The organism is Paenibacillus sp. LX16 (assembly GCF_036252815.1).
GTDB lineage: Bacteria > Bacillota > Bacilli > Paenibacillales > Paenibacillaceae > Paenibacillus > Paenibacillus polymyxa_B.
Genome location: NZ_CP141152.1, coordinates 2,223,194 through 2,240,856, shown reverse-complemented (window position 1 = coordinate 2,240,856; position 17,663 = coordinate 2,223,194). Strand labels below are relative to the sequence as shown.

Annotated in this window: 18 protein-coding genes; all 18 read right to left on the bottom strand. The window is 44.7% G+C overall.

Annotated features, from left to right (window positions below; all coding sequences use genetic code 11):
- Positions 1–190 precede the first annotated feature (190 nt).
- The 18 genes from pduL to yfmF all read right to left on the bottom strand — a co-directional run bounded on the left by pduL (position 191) and on the right by yfmF (position 17,662).
- Positions 191–763, bottom strand: a complete 573-nt coding sequence (gene pduL / locus T3H97_RS10340; RefSeq protein ID WP_013309962.1) for a phosphate propanoyltransferase — start codon at positions 761–763, stop codon at positions 191–193.
- A 142-nt stretch (positions 764–905) separates the two neighbouring features.
- A complete protein-coding gene (locus tag T3H97_RS10335; RefSeq protein WP_328802453.1) occupies positions 906–1,994 on the bottom strand; it encodes a low temperature requirement protein A in 1,089 nt (362 codons plus the stop codon).
- Between the two features lie 183 nt (positions 1,995–2,177).
- Complete coding sequence (locus T3H97_RS10330) at positions 2,178–3,245, bottom strand: dipeptidase (RefSeq protein WP_328802452.1); 1,068 nt, start codon at positions 3,243–3,245, stop codon at positions 2,178–2,180.
- A gap of 122 nt (positions 3,246–3,367) precedes the next feature.
- Positions 3,368–3,628 (bottom strand): stage V sporulation protein S, encoded by a 261-nt coding sequence (locus tag T3H97_RS10325; RefSeq protein ID WP_007430104.1) that lies wholly within the window; start codon positions 3,626–3,628, stop codon positions 3,368–3,370.
- Between the two features lie 129 nt (positions 3,629–3,757).
- Positions 3,758–4,552: a TIGR00282 family metallophosphoesterase gene (locus tag T3H97_RS10320; protein WP_013309959.1), complete on the bottom strand. Its 795-nt coding sequence runs from the start codon at positions 4,550–4,552 to the stop codon at positions 3,758–3,760.
- A gap of 76 nt (positions 4,553–4,628) precedes the next feature.
- Positions 4,629–6,173 carry a ribonuclease Y gene (gene rny, locus T3H97_RS10315; RefSeq protein ID WP_328802451.1) on the bottom strand — a complete coding sequence of 515 codons (1,545 nt, stop codon included), beginning with the start codon at positions 6,171–6,173 and terminating at the stop codon, positions 4,629–4,631.
- Positions 6,174–6,547: 374 nt separating this feature from the next.
- Positions 6,548–7,297: a regulatory protein RecX gene (locus tag T3H97_RS10310; RefSeq protein WP_328802450.1), complete on the bottom strand. Its 750-nt coding sequence runs from the start codon at positions 7,295–7,297 to the stop codon at positions 6,548–6,550.
- Positions 7,298–7,493: 196 nt separating this feature from the next.
- The gene (gene recA / locus T3H97_RS10305; RefSeq protein WP_023988239.1) at positions 7,494–8,555 is read right to left on the bottom strand and encodes a recombinase RecA; all 1,062 of its coding nucleotides are present in this window, start codon (positions 8,553–8,555) and stop codon (positions 7,494–7,496) included.
- A 242-nt stretch (positions 8,556–8,797) separates the two neighbouring features.
- Complete coding sequence (locus tag T3H97_RS10300) at positions 8,798–10,066, bottom strand: competence/damage-inducible protein A (RefSeq protein WP_328802449.1); 1,269 nt, start codon at positions 10,064–10,066, stop codon at positions 8,798–8,800.
- A gap of 95 nt (positions 10,067–10,161) precedes the next feature.
- Entirely contained in the window at positions 10,162–10,749 is a 588-nt protein-coding gene (pgsA, locus tag T3H97_RS10295) for a CDP-diacylglycerol--glycerol-3-phosphate 3-phosphatidyltransferase (RefSeq protein WP_103047844.1), read from the bottom strand.
- Positions 10,750–10,959: 210 nt separating this feature from the next.
- A complete protein-coding gene (locus tag T3H97_RS10290) occupies positions 10,960–11,451 on the bottom strand; it encodes a YajQ family cyclic di-GMP-binding protein (RefSeq protein ID WP_013309953.1) in 492 nt (163 codons plus the stop codon).
- A 145-nt stretch (positions 11,452–11,596) separates the two neighbouring features.
- Positions 11,597–11,761 carry a hypothetical protein gene (locus T3H97_RS10285; RefSeq protein ID WP_023988236.1) on the bottom strand — a complete coding sequence of 55 codons (165 nt, stop codon included), beginning with the start codon at positions 11,759–11,761 and terminating at the stop codon, positions 11,597–11,599.
- An 84-nt stretch (positions 11,762–11,845) separates the two neighbouring features.
- Positions 11,846–12,922, bottom strand: coding sequence for a RodZ family helix-turn-helix domain-containing protein (locus tag T3H97_RS10280; RefSeq protein WP_328802448.1), 1,077 nt, complete (start codon positions 12,920–12,922; stop codon positions 11,846–11,848).
- 30 nt (positions 12,923–12,952) lie between these two features.
- The gene (locus tag T3H97_RS10275) at positions 12,953–13,726 is read right to left on the bottom strand and encodes a DUF3388 domain-containing protein (protein ID WP_250244779.1); all 774 of its coding nucleotides are present in this window, start codon (positions 13,724–13,726) and stop codon (positions 12,953–12,955) included.
- Between the two features lie 227 nt (positions 13,727–13,953).
- Complete coding sequence (locus T3H97_RS10270) at positions 13,954–14,208, bottom strand: DUF3243 domain-containing protein (RefSeq protein WP_013309950.1); 255 nt, start codon at positions 14,206–14,208, stop codon at positions 13,954–13,956.
- Between the two features lie 102 nt (positions 14,209–14,310).
- Positions 14,311–15,078, bottom strand: a complete 768-nt coding sequence (gene ymfI / locus T3H97_RS10265) for an elongation factor P 5-aminopentanone reductase (protein WP_023988234.1) — start codon at positions 15,076–15,078, stop codon at positions 14,311–14,313.
- Between the two features lie 20 nt (positions 15,079–15,098).
- Positions 15,099–16,379: an EF-P 5-aminopentanol modification-associated protein YfmH gene (gene yfmH, locus T3H97_RS10260; RefSeq protein WP_328802447.1), complete on the bottom strand. Its 1,281-nt coding sequence runs from the start codon at positions 16,377–16,379 to the stop codon at positions 15,099–15,101.
- A gap of 2 nt (positions 16,380–16,381) precedes the next feature.
- Entirely contained in the window at positions 16,382–17,662 is a 1,281-nt protein-coding gene (yfmF, locus tag T3H97_RS10255; RefSeq protein ID WP_103047847.1) for an EF-P 5-aminopentanol modification-associated protein YfmF, read from the bottom strand.
- Position 17,663 lies beyond the last annotated feature (1 nt).

Below are 17,663 nucleotides of genomic sequence, written 5' to 3'. Positions count from 1 at the left end.
TTACACTAAATTATAGCATGATTTATAGGCCATCGCCATAGATCAACCGCAGATACCATGGAGTGTAATTTGAACTCATGTTCTTTTTGTACATAAGTGAAGTATTTATAAATTATATAGTATGTAAAAAGCCCGATTCTTTTGCAAGAATCGGACTCTTTAAGCCTTCCGGCATTTAAATACGTGTATATTAGTCTACGATTTCAGCATTGTCCCCGTTTTTCACACCGGCTCCGTTCGCTTCATCTGTATCAATGTGCATATCCAAAGCAAAAGAATCGGACACACGTGCAAGAACATTTTCAAATACAAGGCCACGTTCGCCGCCGACACGTACTTTCAGCAACTGCTTGTCCTTAATGTCCCATTTAGCTGCATCAGATGTATGGAAATGAATATGGCGGGCTGCTACAATCACGCCTTCTTGCAGTTCCACTTCACCAGCTGGTCCTTTTACCGTGATTCCTGGTGTACCATCAATGCTACCAGATTCGCGTACAGGTGCTTTTACACCAATAGCAAAGGAATCAGTGCGAGAGATTTCCAATTGGGAAGCGGGACGAGCAGGTCCCAAAATGCGAACCTTATCAAATTGGCCCTTAGAACCAATTACAGCTACCGTTTCATTTGCGGCAAATTGTCCTGGTTGGGACAAAGGTTTAAATTCAGTTAATTGATAGCCTGCTCCGAACAAAATTTCAATATGCTCTTGAGTCAGGTGAATATGACGGGCGGAAACGCCGACAGGTACGATTTTACTCATCGTGTGGTCACTCCTTTTTCTCTATACAATACTTAACACATCCATGCTATTATACTCCTATTTTGCCAAGAAAGAAAAGGAGAGCGTATAAAGTTCCCTTTTTCGCCCCAATCAGCGTTAAATATCGTCCATAGAAATCGGATCAAACCGTCGTTTTAGCGAACAGGAGAAAGAAAAGCATGATTTCAGCTACGATGAGATGAGGGGGAACGACAATAAATATATTAAGGATAAACAGGACACAGAGTATTCCAGTTAAGAAAAAAATGACTCTGAGACGAGGTTTAAGATGACTTAATCGGTACTGATGAAATACCAGCAAAACCGACAAAAAGTAAATAAAAACAGAAGCAAAGGTAAAGCAAAGCACAAAGATATAGTCTACTTGTCCCAAAAACAAGAGCTGAATCGAAGCAGCTAGCATGCTAAGGGAAAGATAAATAAACAAATGACCATAAATAATAGTCTGTCCTGCTGATTGTTTTGATTTATCTACGCGCTTCTCCATATTCTCAAAATATTGCCACCAGATTGCGATGACTAATACAAAAGCCAAAGCAGCAAATACAACAGAAGAAACCGTAAAATGATCGGTTTGTAAAACAGAAAGCATACTTATCACAGATTCGCCAAGCAAAATTAAGGTGAACTGTGCAAAGCGTTCTAAAAGATGTTCCGTATGGATTGGTGTGATCACCAACTTTTTACGACCGATCAAAGGAATGAGGATATCAACAGCTATACCGGTATATAAAATCAAATATCGAACCCAAGAGTCAAAAAAGAGGGAGAAACTAGAGATAACTATTCCAATCCAAAAATAGGTTCCGAAAAAACGAGCTGTTTCCTGTTTATGAGCCGTTTCTTTGGGTGCCGAAAGTAAATATTGAATGACAGTCAAACCTCTTAACCCAATATAGCCAACAAAAAAAGATACATAATACGCATCAAAATCTATATTAAGGCTGGCGGTCATGATTAACACGAAAAACAATTGCAGGATCATAAAGATTCGATGCGTTATACTGTCTTGCCCAAAACGGTTGTTGTAGACAGTTTGTCCCACCCAAGCCCACCATATTGGGATAAAAATCATAATAAACTTTTCCATATGTTCCCATGAGATACTACCATGCTCAACATGTAGCAAAACATGAGTGGCCTTGGAGACAGCAGCTACGAACAATAAGTCATAAAAGAGCTCAAGCCAAGTAACCTTCTTTATTAACATTGTGTAATGGAGCCCCCTCTGATATGGCGGTGCAGCATGGTGTCCCGTCAGTCTTGCTCCAACGTCTGCCGTATTTATGCTTATTTTATCACCATGAAATTCTAAGATGCTCCAATTATTTCGTAATTGCTCTCACTTTGTCAAGGTATTCGCAGCCAAAAACAACTCCTAGTAAATAGCTATTTAAGAAGACATTTTGGAAGGCAAATTCGTTTGCAGGTATTCCAGCGCATGTCCTCCCAACCATCCCTTGACTAGCTCCTCAGGGTAATGCTTCAGCAGCAGTTCTGCAAAAACCGGATATTTACCCAAGTGCTCCAGCCCTTGCACATGGTGCTCGATACCGTCAAAATCAGAGCCAAACATCAAATGCCTTTCGCCGCCTAATGAACAAATATGCTCAATGTGCGGTAGCAGATCCTCAGCAGTTACCGTACCCTGCTCTTTGAGAAACATTGTGACGAAGGTCAAACCAATCCGTCCGTTACGAGCGATCAGTGCACGAATCTGTTCATCCCGTAGATTACGGGGATGAGCACATATCGCAAAGGCATTGGAATGCGAGGCAATGGGCGGTAGATCTGCCTCCTCCAGCACCTCCCAGAAGCCTTGTACGGACAAATGCGATACATCTAGCAGCAGCCCCAGGTCATTACAGCGATTGACCAAATCGCGTCCCTTGCTAGTCAGCCCGCCACCTCTATGTTCCATAATGCCGTCAGCTGCCCAGTTCGCATAATTCCATGTCAGCCCAATCAATCGTATTCCCATGGCATAGCACAATTCTGCATAAAACGGGTTCCCTTCCAGCGCATCTACCCCCTCCAGTGAGAGCAAAGCCCAAGGTGCCCATGTATGATCCGTTCCATTACCATCCAAATACGTTATCTTTTCCGTGCGTTTCTCTTCTCCTACCTGCTTTACTTGCTGCTCCTGATGCACTGCGAACGTATTTTTACACATTGCCAAGTCTTCCTTCCACAGCAATGGTCTCAACCCACCGGAGATAGAGGTAACATGCTGCCTGAACAGCTCAATTTGACGAACCACATGCTCAAATCTTGGCGTGCCCAATACCTGTGAAATATATATAGCGAAAGTTTGCAACCGCACGTTACCTTCTAGCAAACGTTCTTTTGTGACATCAAGCGATGGATGACTGAAATCAATCTGCGTATTGAGTTGCATTTTACATAACACATCACAATGAAAGTCGACAACTGGCCAGTTCACTTTTAACTTATTATTCATGCACCTTACCTCCATTTATAGATTGAAGCACCACAAATTTATTTTGAAAATCATAGTAACAGACTCACAATGCAAAAAAGCCCGTTTACAAATCGTAAACAGGCTCAGGCAACTTACATTTATTATCTTGGCTCTACAATCAATTTGATCGCAGTCCGATCTTCTCCATCAATAACAATGTCTGTGAAAGCAGGAATACAAATCAAATCCACTCCGCTTGGTGCGACAAATCCCCGGGCAATGGCTACCGCTTTAATGGCTTGGTTTAGTGCACCCGCTCCAATCGCCTGTAATTCTGCATTTCCGCGTTCACGCAGTACTCCTGCGAGTGCGCCTGCAACTGAATTGGGATTGGATTTTGCTGATACTTTTAATACATCCATAGTAAGTACCTCCCCTGGGAATGATGATGGTTTGATTCCACTATTAGATGTTATTCGAGGGTCAGCAAAAAATTCCTGCTTTTTGGTGACAGTTTTCCTTATTCTTTCCTTAAGTAGCTCACAAAAAGGTTAATCCATCCGCCATTCATCTTCTTTGAGTCTGATTTTCTGAATTTTGCGGGCTTTTCCATCGTTATCATTCAGTTCTACGCTGATGGCATGAAAATGCCATTTGCCCATGTCCACTTGAAAACGTACCGGAAGCTGGGTCTGGAATTTCTGTAACACAGCCTCTTTCTGCATCCCAAGCACTCCCTCATAAGGACCTACCATCCCCGCATCTGTCTGATACGCAGTTCCTTGTGGCAAAATCGTATCGTCATTGCTCTGTACATGTGTGTGCGTACCTACCACGATTGAAGCACGTCCATCCAAATGCCAACCCATAGCGATTTTTTCCGAGGTTGCTTCGGCGTGGAAATCAACTAGGATATGTTTATGTTTTTTGCGCAGCTCATCGACAATTTCATCTGCTGCACGGAATGGATCGTCAATAGCTGGCAAAAAGGTTCTACCTTGCAGATTAACAATAGCCAGCTCCTTACCTCCACCTTTTACAACGGTATAACCCCGGCCCGGTGTTCCTGGTGGAAAGTTAGCCGGGCGGATGATCCGCGGCTCATCATCTATAAAATCAAATATTTCCTTATTGTCCCAAGTATGATTTCCCATCGTAATCCCATGAACGCCCCAATCAAAAAACTCTCTGGCGATGGCTGGGGTAATTCCTCTTCCCGAAGCCGCATTTTCTCCGTTCACAATAATAACATGCGGATTGTATTTTGATTTTAGCGAAGGGAGATTCTCCCTCAGTGCCTTTCTGCCTACACTGCCGACGATGTCTCCAATAAATAATACGTTGATAGAAAGCCCTCCCTAGTCTGCCTTACATAATGAAAAGTGGCCCTACAAGCAGCGGCCACTTTTCATTGAAATGCTTTTATTTTGCGTATTCTACCGCACGGGTCTCGCGTATGACGGTAACCTTGATATGTCCCGGATAGTCCAGTTCATTCTCAATCGTTTTCGTAATATCGCGGGCCAGTCGGAATGCTTCCGCATCATCAATTTTCTCTGGCTGTACCATGACACGAACTTCGCGTCCGGCTTGAATCGCGTATGATTTTTCAACGCCTTCAAAAGATTCGGAGATGCGTTCCAGCTTCTCAAGACGACGGATGTACGTCTCTAGCGTTTCACGCCGCGCTCCCGGTCTTGCTGCTGACAGGGCATCTGCCGCTCCAACCAGCATGGCGATCACTGAAGTCGCTTCGCAGTCGCCGTGATGTGAAGCAATGCTGTTGATGACGACCGGGTGTTCCTTGTACTTCTTCGCCAGTTCCACGCCAATTTCAACGTGTGATCCTTCCACTTCGTGATCCAGCGCCTTCCCGATGTCATGCAGCAATCCTGCCCGTCTTGCCAGTACAACGTCTTCGCCCAGTTCCCCGGCCATCAGACCTGTCAAGTATGCAACTTCCATCGAGTGCTTCAATACGTTCTGTCCGTAACTCGTACGGAACTTGAGACGTCCCAAGATCTTGATCAAATCCGGATGCAAGCTATGCACGCCCACCTCAAAGGTGGCCTGTTCACCATACTCACGGATTCGTTCGTCCACCTCTTTACGGGATTTTTCCACCATCTCTTCAATACGAGCCGGATGTATCCGTCCGTCCGCTACGAGCTTTTCAAGCGCAGTACGCGCAATCTCTCTACGAATCGGATCAAATCCGGACAAAATAACAGCTTCCGGCGTATCATCAATAATGAGGTCAATTCCTGTAAGGGTTTCAAGTGCACGGATATTACGGCCTTCGCGCCCGATAATCCGGCCTTTCATTTCTTCGTTCGGCAATGTGACAACAGAAACCGTCGTTTCTGCTACATGATCTGCCGCACAGCGTTGGATGGCCAGTGTGATGATTTCACGAGACTTTTTGTCCGCTTCTTCTTTGGCCTGCTGTTCAATTTCTTTAATCATCTGAGCTGATTCATGACGAACTTCCTGCTCTACGTTGGTCAGAATAATACTTCTTGCATCCTCCATCGTCAGATTGGAAATACGCTCCAACTCAGTTACCTGACTCTTGTAAATCAAATCAATTTGCTGCTGGGTTTCATCGATTCGTTTCTCTTTGTTGGCCACTTGTTCTTCTTTGCGTTCCAGCGATTCCAATTTTTTATCCAGCGATTCTTCTTTTTGCAGCAATCTTCGTTCCTGTCGTTGAATTTCATTGCGACGTTCACGAGTTTCTTTTTCAGCTTCGGCACGAATGCGGTGGATTTCATCTTTCGCTTCCAATACCGTTTCCTTCTTCAGCGCTTCTGCCTCTTTTTTCGCGTTCTCCACGATTTGCGCGGCAGCTTCTTCCGCACTGGAGATCTTAGCTTCTGCAATAGATTTGCGAATAAAATAACCAATCCCGAACCCAAAGAATAACGCGGCTACAGCAACGAGAACGAACCAGATCGCAGTCATCATACTGTTCACCTCCCCGTTGGTTCCTCCAAGGCATTCCTTGGGACTTTTTGCAATTGTCACATTTACTTTGATCGTCAAACTAAGACAACGACACAAGGTCGTTTCATTTCATATGCACATGCTTTCACATGTACAATTCCGCCTGGCATAGCGGCATCACTTGTTATTTGGCGATGAGAACTCACCCGTGGATTCCGCTTTTTTGGAAGGAAAAAGGGCGTTCCACAAGTATCGTTTCATATATATTTTATTATTTGACAAATGGCATTGTCAAGGGAATGCAAACATTAGTAGACTACCATGCAGCTTTCCATGTAATAACTAGCTCATCCTATCCGTTCATACTAGCCAAAGGTTCAGCAGCCGTTTGGCAACTATTCCTCCCACTGCAACAATTCCTCGTCATCTGAAGCAGCGTCATGCTCGGCCGCAGTGAGATGATTGACCACTCGGCGTGTCATATCCCCCGAATATCCACGTCTCATGAGAAAAGGGTAGGTTTTCCTTTTTTTCTCCATTATATCACCACGTATCTGATTCCATTTCTTACGTCCAACCGTCAAAGCGCTCTCCCACTCCTCATTATCGGTGATCTCACCTAACGCTTCGCCAATAGAGGCTTTAGAGATGCCCTTCTGACGAAGTTCTTGCCTAACCCACATCTTCCCCTTGCGTTGGCTTGTTATGCGCTGTCTTGCCCATTGACGGGCGTATAAATCATCATCTACGAGTTGTTCCCTTTGCAGTCGGACCATTACTTCGCCAATAACAGACTGATCCAGTTCTTTTTGCGCCAGACGCTGGGCAATTTCCTGACGTGTGCGAGGCTTTCGCCCCAAATAGCGAAGCGCAAGTACATAAGCCTGTTGTTTTTCATCTGCCAGAACGATATCTTCCAGTTCTTTTTTATCAAATGACGTTCCTTTGAACATATTGTACTTGATCATTACATCTTCTAATACAGACAGCGAATACGGACCAAAATGAATGATATACCTTCCACGTTTGCGTCCCTGTCCCTGCTCCACCCTAGTAATCATCAATTCCTCATGATCCGGAAAAAGAGAAATCCCTTGTTGCTTATTTGCTTCCGAAGTGTAATCATCTTCATCGTCCAACTGCAATATATTTCCCTCACTTTGAAATTCACGAAAGCAGCCTTTGAACACCTGCTACGCAAAAGTTAGATTCCGCTGACAAAGCAGACTTTAGTTGATGCAAAAATGCCCTGCACAACTGTGCAGGGCATCAGAATCATGCTATTCAAACGGACGGTGCCATAACCCTGGCCCCAGTTCACAAACCAGGATTCACCAAGCTTTATTCAAGCTCTAACAATTCCTGTTCTTCCTTCGCTTGCTGTGCCAACTCTTCTTCTGTAGGCGGAGCAACCGTCGTAATCAAATTGCTGGCCACCCGAATTTTTTGTTCGATCGTACTAGCAATATTCGGATTTTCCTTCAAAAATTGTTTAGCATTCTCACGTCCTTGACCAAGGCGCTCACCTTCGTAGGAATACCAGGCTCCGCTCTTGTCGACAATGTCATGCTCCGTACCGATATCGATCAAGCTACCTTCTTTGGAAATACCCTCACCGTACATAATATCCACCTCAGCCTGACGGAAAGGAGGGGCAACTTTGTTCTTCACGACTTTAATACGTGTGCGGTTACCCACAATGTCGTTACCCATTTTCAAACTTTCAATACGACGAACATCCAAACGTACCGTAGAGTAAAACTTCAAGGCACGTCCACCTGGTGTTGTTTCAGGATTACCGAACATAACACCTACTTTTTCACGTAGCTGGTTAATAAAAATAGCAATGGTTTTCGACTTATTAATGGCTCCAGAAAGCTTACGCAATGCCTGAGACATCAAACGTGCTTGAAGACCAACGTGGGAATCTCCCATTTCGCCTTCAATCTCTGCCTTGGGCACAAGTGCCGCTACGGAGTCAACAACTACAATGTCTACTGCTCCACTACGTACAAGGGCTTCGGCAATCTCAAGCGCCTGCTCTCCTGTATCTGGTTGCGATAGTAACAACTCATCAATATTGACACCCAGCTTGCTTGCATACGACGGATCAAGCGCATGCTCGGCGTCGATAAAAGCGGCTTGTCCGCCTGTTTTTTGCACCTCTGCGATAGCGTGAAGAGCTACTGTCGTTTTACCGGATGATTCCGGTCCGTATATTTCAATAACCCGGCCTCTTGGAAAGCCGCCCGTTCCTAACGCAATATCCAAAGCAATCGAACCACTGGGGATCGTTTCCACTTGCATGTGGGTAGACTCACCCAACTTCATAATGGAACCTTTACCAAATTGCTTTTCTATTTGACGGAGCGCCATATCCAGCGCAGCACGACGATCTGACAATAAACTCACATCCTTCATTGTTTGTACTTTAATAATACCTTGTTTTGACACGCTTGCCAAGCATTTTTTCGAACATACATTCGTTTTTTTTATTCGCACAGCTCTCTTCTATAATTACACCTGTCTCTTAAAACAAAAAAAGAACCGCTGGCAAAAGGCTTTGCAACGGTTCTTCCGATAAGATGATTATATCATGAATATCTATCTAAAACAACTCTACGACCCACACTGTACATAGATGTTTAAGAGAGCTTCTCGTTCTCTACCAGCCTGCGCCACAATCTGTACAGGATTGCTTTGACTGATCGCAGTCGGATTGTTTCGCGGTTGCCACTCAGTCTCAGCTCATGTACTTCCGTTTCCTTGTCGCGTTCAGCAATGCCAATATACACCAGACCGACTGGCTTCCGTTCGGTATATCCAGGCCCAGCTACACCAGTAACTGAAAGTCCAAAATCGCTGTCCATGATCATTCTCGCCTGCTCCGCAAGCACAAGGGCTACTTCCTTACTCACTGCACCCGGCGCATGATCCCCTTCCAAATAATCATAAGGCACGTTGAGTAATTTCATCTTCATTTCATTGGAATAGCACACGATGCCACCTTGAAACATAACAGCACTGCCAGGTATAGAAGTGATGTGTTCCATCAGCATTCCACCTGTACAGCTTTCTGCCGCACTCACAGTGAGTTCGCGTTTGGCCATTAGATCTACGATAACCTTCTCCAGCGCAACATCCTCGCTTGCATACATATACTCCGAAAGACGCTGCTGAATTTCTACTTCCGTAGCTGTCAGCTTAATTAATGCTTCACTTTCGCTGGCCGCCTTGGTGGATATACGGATCGTGACTTCCCCTTCCTTGGCATAAGGGGCAATCGTGGGATCTGTCTGGGATTGGATTAGATCTAACAAATGTGTTTCAAGAGCTGACTCACCGATCCCTGCAAATTTTAGCATTTTCGAATAAATTGGCATTTCCTCACCGCTCAATGCCTGCTGAAGCAACCAAGGTTTCGCCTGGTTTGCAAACATAGGTTTGAGTTCCTTAGGCGGTCCAGGCAAAACTACATAAAATTTACCGTCCTGTGCAATCGCGTCGCCCACAGCTAGCCCTGTCTCATTTTCAAGCGGAGTAGCACCTTCAATAGAAAGCGCCTGCCGGCGGTTATTCTCGGTCATTTCTACCCCACGGTTACGGAAAAATTGATCTAGCTTGTCCATTGCAAGACGATCTATGTGCAATTTCCGCCCCAATACAGTCGCTATCGCCTCTTTCGTCAAATCATCCTGAGTCGGCCCCAGACCGCCGGAAAACAAAATAATATCCGCACGCTTCTGAGCAATTCTTATCGCTTCCTGAAGCCGATCTATGTTATCGCCAACCACAGTCTGAAAATATACATCGATTCCAATTGTAGCCAGCTCTTGTGACAAATATTGAGCATTTGTATTCACTATTTGTCCGAGCAATAACTCTGTTCCTACTGCAATTATTTCAGCTTTCATCAATTCTTCCTCCTGTACTGCAAATATTATGGGAATTATATAAAGAAACAGCAATAAGTTTAGTCCCTATTGCTGTTTCCATAAAATTTATCCTGTTAAACTTTGGAGGAGCTCAGCAAATGGATATTTTTCACGAAATAATCAATACCCGAATAAATGGTGATCAACACTGCTGCCCATATCGCTATTAAATCAAACGGTATACCAAGAAAAACAAACGGGAAATTATTAATGAGCAGCGCTACAATAGCAACGATCTGGATGATCGTCTTTAATTTGCCCCAATTGCTTGCAGCAACCACAGACCCATCCAGTAAGGCAATCTGACGCAGCCCCGTAACCGCAAATTCACGGCTAACAATCACAACGACAATCCATGAATCAATTTTCCCCATTTCTACCAAGGAAACCAAAATAGCGGTTACCAAAAGCTTATCAGCAAGGGGGTCCAACAGCTTGCCCAAATTGGTGACCATATTATTTTTACGTGCCAAATATCCGTCAAGACCATCTGTGCTGGCTGCTACAAGGAAAATGATAGCCGCAATCAGCTGATTATACGGCAGCTTGAAAGCTCCGATCTCAATCGGCGGCGGATAAAAATTAAAGTCCACCAGCAAAGCCAGCATCATCACCGGGATAAGGCAAATCCGCGTTATTGTAATTCTGTTGGGTAAATTCACAACACACTCTCCCCTGATTATCGTACTTGATTACAAATGGCAGTTTTCGGATTAAATTCAATCCTATGTAAATCGCTTTCGACGAGCGCTATACACCTGAATTGTCTGCATTTTCGTTACAAGTATAATATGGCGCAAAACGCATGTCAAAATAACCTGCCGCACATCAAGCAACGTTTTTTCCTGCAAAATATATGAGGGAAAACGGCTTTATTTCATGTTTGTAAATTGAAGCTCCAATGGCAAATCAGCTTTACGTAGCAATTGAATGATCGCCTGTAAATCATCCCTGTTTTTTCCAGTCACTCGGATTTGATCACCTTGAATCTGACTTTTGACTTTTAGCTTGGAGTCCCGAATAAGAATGTTAATTTTCTTGGCATTATCCTGATCAATTCCCTGCTTAAGCGAAAGGCGCTGACGCACTGAACCTAGAGAAGCGGGTTCCAATTTGCCATACTCCACATTTTTAAGGGACAGACCTCGTTTGGCCATTTTAGATTGCAAAATATCAATCACCGCATTTAGCTTGTACTCGTCTTCCGATGCAATCGTAAGAGCTTCTTTCTCAAGCTTGAGGCTACTTTTGCTATCCTTGAAATCAAATCGTGTTTCAATTTCACGCTCCGTCTGATGAACCGCATTTGTTAACTCCTGCATATCCATTTTGGAGACGATATCAAATGAATTTTCTGAAGCCATCGTTTCACTTTCCTTTCCACAACAAAGTTCAATATCTAATTATAGGCTAGTCATTTACAAAAATCCAATAATCCGTTGACTAAAAAGGCGTTCTTGCCAGTTTTCCTGACAAAAACGCCTTTATTTCAATTTACGGTCAAAATATCTAATTATGGCTTCGTGTTGGAGTTCGGAACATATCCAAAAGTCCAAGCACAATGTGAGCAAGACCAAAGCCCAGTATGCCATAGCCCCATGCATTCGGTGTCAGATAATAGCCCAGTAAACTGACAATTATACCGAGCCCAGTCACAATCCAGCTGACGGTCATAACGTATACACCTCACTTTGCGGAAAATGAAATGACTGCCTTTCCAGGAATTACAGTCATTAGTATTTCCTCGCACCCAGGCGTTTATTCACCATCAGTAGTTGTAGAATCTGTACCACTTTGTGCTGAATCCGTACTGCTACCAGTCGTAGAGTCTCCAGGTGAGCCCGTCACCCCTGCACTCGTTCCAGTCGAAGAGGCTTCTCCTTGCTGTATCAGTACACGAGTAGTCGATTTATTATCGGTTATCGGTTGACCTGCTACGGAGATATCTGTGGCAGAAGACCGTCCTGATTTGATATATAAACCTTCTGGTCCAATATCGAAAGACATGGCATCTCCACTTTTAGTCATACCGTAGCTCAGCTTTTCTCCACGGGAATTTTGTCCCTTGTACACTTCAAGCCAGCTTTCACCCGTAGCTTTAATATCAACCTTGGCCGTTGCTCCCGTTGCACTGGAAACTTTGAAAATCGTCGTCTTGCCTTGCTTGCCGTCCTGTGCCACAGTTACACCTTGTTGTGGTGTGGTCGTATCCGGCTGCTGTCCAGTATCTGGAGTAGTAGCATCCGTATTCCCCGTACCATCTGGCTGAGTTTGGCCGGTTTGCCCCGCATTAGGAGTCTGCCCACCAGCACCATTTGGAGCCGTCGTTTGTCCATTGTTCGGCTGTGTCGTAGTGGTATCAGGAGTAGACGTGCTTGGTGTTGTATTTGGTGTTGTATTTGGTGTTGTAATCGGCGTGGTGTTTTCTACTGTTTTTGGAGTTGAATGGTTGTTACTCACCCAATAAGCATAAATAACCCCAACAATGAGAACTAGAAAAAGCCACATTAACGCTGTAGGCAACCATTTAAGATTACCAATCGTGGCAGGACGGCTGGAGCGTTTCTGTGTGACAGGCTCCATGACTGCTTCCGGTTCAGGTTCAGGCACATTGCTTTGATGTCCTTCCAGAAGCTCATCGGGATTCAACCCGACCGTTTCGGCGTATGTTTTAATAAAAGCTCTGACATAAAAGCTTCCCGGCAGCACTTTGTAATCGCCCGTCTCAATGGCTTCCAGATAACGTTTGCGTATCTTCGTCATTTCCTGAACATCGTCAAGGCTCAATCCTTTTTGCAGCCGGGCCTCCTTTAATTGCTGACCCAGTTCTGACATGTCATCATCTCCTTGTGTAATTACGCTTATTTAAAGATCTTCTGTATAACTGGCTGTAAAGGTATCATAAACAATTTCCTCAGCCGGATTATTGCGAAGTTCAATAATGATATTGAAATCGTCAAAGCTGTATCCCGATTCACGTACAAATACATCAGGATGCTCGATCACTTTAGTACTTGGCATGCTCATGATTTCCTGAAGCAGGTGATAATGTCTTTCATTTGATCGAATTGTACTCACAATACCATCAATAATAAACACATTGTTTGGGTTCATTTCTTCTTCAGAGAGCTGACTGCGCACCGTCTGTCGTAGTAACGTTGAAGACACAAAAGTCCAACGCTTCATTGCGCATACACTACTGGCAATAATGGATTCCGTTTTGCCCACACGTGGCATCCCGCGAAGACCGATCACTTGATTGCCGTCCCTCTTTAATACTTCACCCAAAAAATCGACCAGCAACCCAAGCTCGTCGCGTGTAAAGCGAAATGTTTTACGATCATCTGAATCCCGATCGATGTAACGGCCGTGTCTTACTGCCAATATATCAACCAGTCTCGGAGCACGTAAGGCCGTGACTGTAATGTTGCTCGCTTTTTTTAACGTGTCTCCGAGAATGCGTATCTTCTCGTCATCGTCCGTTTCAAGCAACATCCCCCGTCTTTCGCCTTCAACACCGTTGATTGTCAGTATATTAACCCCCAGAATACCAAGCATGGAAGCAATGTCTCCCAGCAGTCCGGGTCGATTTTTATGTATCTTGTACTCCATGTACCACTGTTTCGTTTCTTCCGTCACGTTAGCACCTCATTCACATTCAAACCGTCAACAACTCCAAGTCAAAGCATTATTGTATCATAAAATAACATCTTTCGACAAAACCAATTATTGAAATTCGATAGGCTACATTGTGTTGTAAGCCTCAATCACGTTTATGATATATAAATTACAATGGAATTACAAGAACAGCTCTGTAACCATTACAGAAAAGCCCCCAAAAGGGAGCTTTTCATGTTGGTTCCTACTTATGCGTTGCTCTTGGCCAATTTAACCATTAGCCGGGCGATGGTGTGACGCTCGTCCTCATCGGCAACTCCCCACAGTTCTTTCAGTGCGCGGTTGGAGTGGTTGGCTGGATCGACCTTCTCATCCAGAAAATCACCGATTTCATAAGCAAGCTCTGAAATGGTATCTTGGCTGATCCCCAGCTTCTCCGCTTGCTCTACACGCTGACCAAGGAACTTTTTCCAAACATCAAAATTCTGAACAACTGTTGACATACTTAAATCCTCCTTAGATGATTCAGATTTAAAATCAACAGTTATAATATGCTCTTCTCAGACGCTTACTATACTGGTGGATTCCTCCAAGCGCTATTTCCCTTAAGTCACCCATCCTCCATTAGGACTTATGACCTGGCCATTAATATAACCTGACTCAGGAAGCGCAAGAAAATAAACCAGGGACGATATTTCATCAGGTCGAGCCAATCGTCCGGCAGGAATTTCTTCTTCCAAACTGGTAATTTCGCCTTCATCCAAATGATCCAGCATCGACGTATCCACTGCACCTGGAGCTACAGCATTCACTGTCACCCCGGAAGGTGCTACCTCTTGAGCCAGCGCTTTAGTGAAAGCGTTAATGCCTCCCTTGGTGGTGGAATACAACACCTCGCACGATGCGCCACATATCCCCCACACGGAGGAAACATTCACAATGCGGCCATAGCGTTGGGAAATCATATGTGGCATAAAAACCTGCGTGCACAGAAAGGTTCCCTTAACGTTGACGGCCATCACTTCGTCCCATTCCTCTTCCGAAACATCTGTCAACAGCCCATAATGAGATAATCCGGCGTTGTTCACAAGAATATCCGGCTTCATCCCGTGATTATCCAGCTTTTCCCGCATGCGTTCGATCTGCTCCTTGCTCCGCAGATCCGCTGACACGGTCATTACCTTGCCTGAATAAGCCATGCAACGACGGGCAACTTCATTTGCTTTTTCATGGGACTTCATGTAGTGAATGACAACATTCATCCCTACAGCTGCAAAACGCTCAGCAATAGCAGCACCAATTCCGCCACTCGCTCCTGTAATCAGCACGGTAGTATCGCCAATCGCTTTTAATTCTCCGCCCTCGGTGGTCATCGTTTCCCTCTCCCTGGACATTACGGACTCACCACTAGTGATATTGCAAGTTGATCCCACTGGATATGGTCTTTCAGACGGCGATTTACATCCTCAAGCGTGATACTCTCATAAATAGGAAGCAGTTGGAAAAAATCACTGCCCCGGAAGCGATGTCTTGTAAATTCATGTGCAATATTTTCTGGTGAATTAAGTGTACGCAGATAACCACCGATTTTCTTTTTGCGTGCCCGCTCAAAATGTTCTGCTGCAAAGCCCTGCTTCTGAATGGACTCCACCTCTTCACGTATTCTCGCCAACAGCCGATCCGGGTCTTTGGTATCCCCGCCGATTGCAGAGAATGCATATTGCTGCGTACTATTGTACTCATGACCAAAACTGTCCGAAATCAGATCCTCATCGTAAAGCTTTTGATATAGTTGTGTACTGGAACCAAACAGGAGATCAAGCATCAGCTTGGTTTCCAGATCATGACGAAGTAATTCTTCACCCGTTAGGCCTACTTCCGCCTCCTTGAATCCAAACAGTAGCTTTGGCAGAGAAACGGCCAGCTTCACCTCACGACGTGGTTCTGCAACTGTAGTGGGTTCAACGTCGAAAATCCGCTCAATCTCTCCCTGCGGCTTATAGTCCTTTTTGGCCTGATTGTTACGTACCAGCTCTATTACTTCAGCTGGATCCACTCCGCCCACTACAAAAAGAATCATATTGCTTGGATGGTAGAAAGCTTCATAGCAACTGTACAACGTTTCCTTTGTAATCGTACTGATGGATTGAACAGTACCTGCGATATCAATATGCACCGGATGGACCTTGTACAACGCCTCGATCAGACCAAAGTAACTCCGCCAATCGGGGTTATCTTCATACATATTGATTTCCTGGCCGATAATGCCTTTTTCCTTCTCTACATTTTCATCTGTAAAGTAAGGATGCTGCACAAAATTGACCAGCGTGGTCAAATTTTCTTGAATACGCTCTGTTGCCGAAAACAGATATACTGTTTGATCAAAGCTCGTAAATGCGTTCGCCGATGCCCCATTAGAGGAAAAGGTAGCAAAAATATCGCCTTCAGGCTCTTCAAACATTTTATGCTCCAAAAAATGGGCTATGCCATCCGGCACCTTTACGGGCTGTCGACCTTCTACGCGGAAATGATTATCAACTGAGCCGTATTTAGTTGCAAATGTGGCGTATGTCTTCTGAAAACCCGGTTTGGGCAACACATAAACGTGTAAACCGTTATCCATTACTTCATAGTACAGCGTTTCCTGCAAATGCTCATAAGGTATATGCTCCACCGCTATTCCCCCTTCTGGTCTCTCAAGAAATAAATAGTGTCCAGTCGGAACGTCCGGGCGGCATCCTGAACATCCTGCACCTTGACTGCCTCCACCTGACTCAGCAGCTCATCTACTGTCCGCTCTTTACCGGAAAGCTGTCTGTTAAAATCATAGGCGATCATTTCAAAAGCGGAATCTTGCATCTCCTTCAGCAAGTTGCGAATCATCGCCTGCGTTTGGGTCATTTCCAGCTCAGTAATCGCTCCGTTTTGCGTATCTTCCAGTTGCTTGCGGATAATAGTAACCGCTTTTTCATAATTAGGAATTTCAATACCAGATTGAATCGTACCAATCCCTTTATGCCCGTCATACCGCGATGAAGCGTAATACGCCAAACTTTCCTTTTCCCTTACATTAACGAACAGCTTTGAATGCGGATACCCACCTAGAATGCCGTTGTACATCAGAGCGGAAGCATAGCGATCGTCTCCATACGTAATAGGGGTGCGCAACCCCATGTTGAGCTTGCCCTGGTTCACATCAAGACGCTCTACAACGGTTTGAACATCACGCTCTACTGACTTGGGCTGTTCTGGAACATACCCTGCTTCCGCTGAACGGTTCAATTGAAAATAGCGATCAACAAACTTCTCAACTTCTTCTAGCGTCGTATCTCCCACAACGTATAAATCCATGCTGGCATGATTCAGCCATTCTCCATAAGCCTTATACAAGCTCTGTGCATCTATACTGTCCAGATCAGATCGTTGACCCAGAGGGTGCAGACGATAAGGCTCATCTTTGCACATTTCCTCCATACAGCGCTCACCAGCATAACGTATTTTATCGTTAACTATAGATTCCAGCTTCTTACGCACATTTTCTCGTTCCTGCTGGACGTATCCCGTTTGAAATGCACCATTTTCCAATGCAGGCTTCGTTAGCACTTCTCCGAGAAAAGAAAACGAACGATCCAGTAAACTATCTGGACTATTTACAAAGCTGTCATTAATCGTATCCATGCGAAATTGCACGATCTGATAATCTCCACGTTTGTATACATCGAATCCGAAACCCGCGCCATACAATTGCTCTAACTGTTCTCTGAATTGTGTAGTCTGCGGATACGATTCTGTCCCCCGTCGCAGAACGAAAGGTACCAGCCCCACTCGGGTTACGGTGTCCTCCCGTAGCGGAGTACCTACATACAATGATATAGCAAACGTCTTAAAGCGCTTGGTCGGCAGTACATGAATCCTCAGTTGTCTGCGTGTGCCACGCTCGAAACCTGTTTTGTTCAAG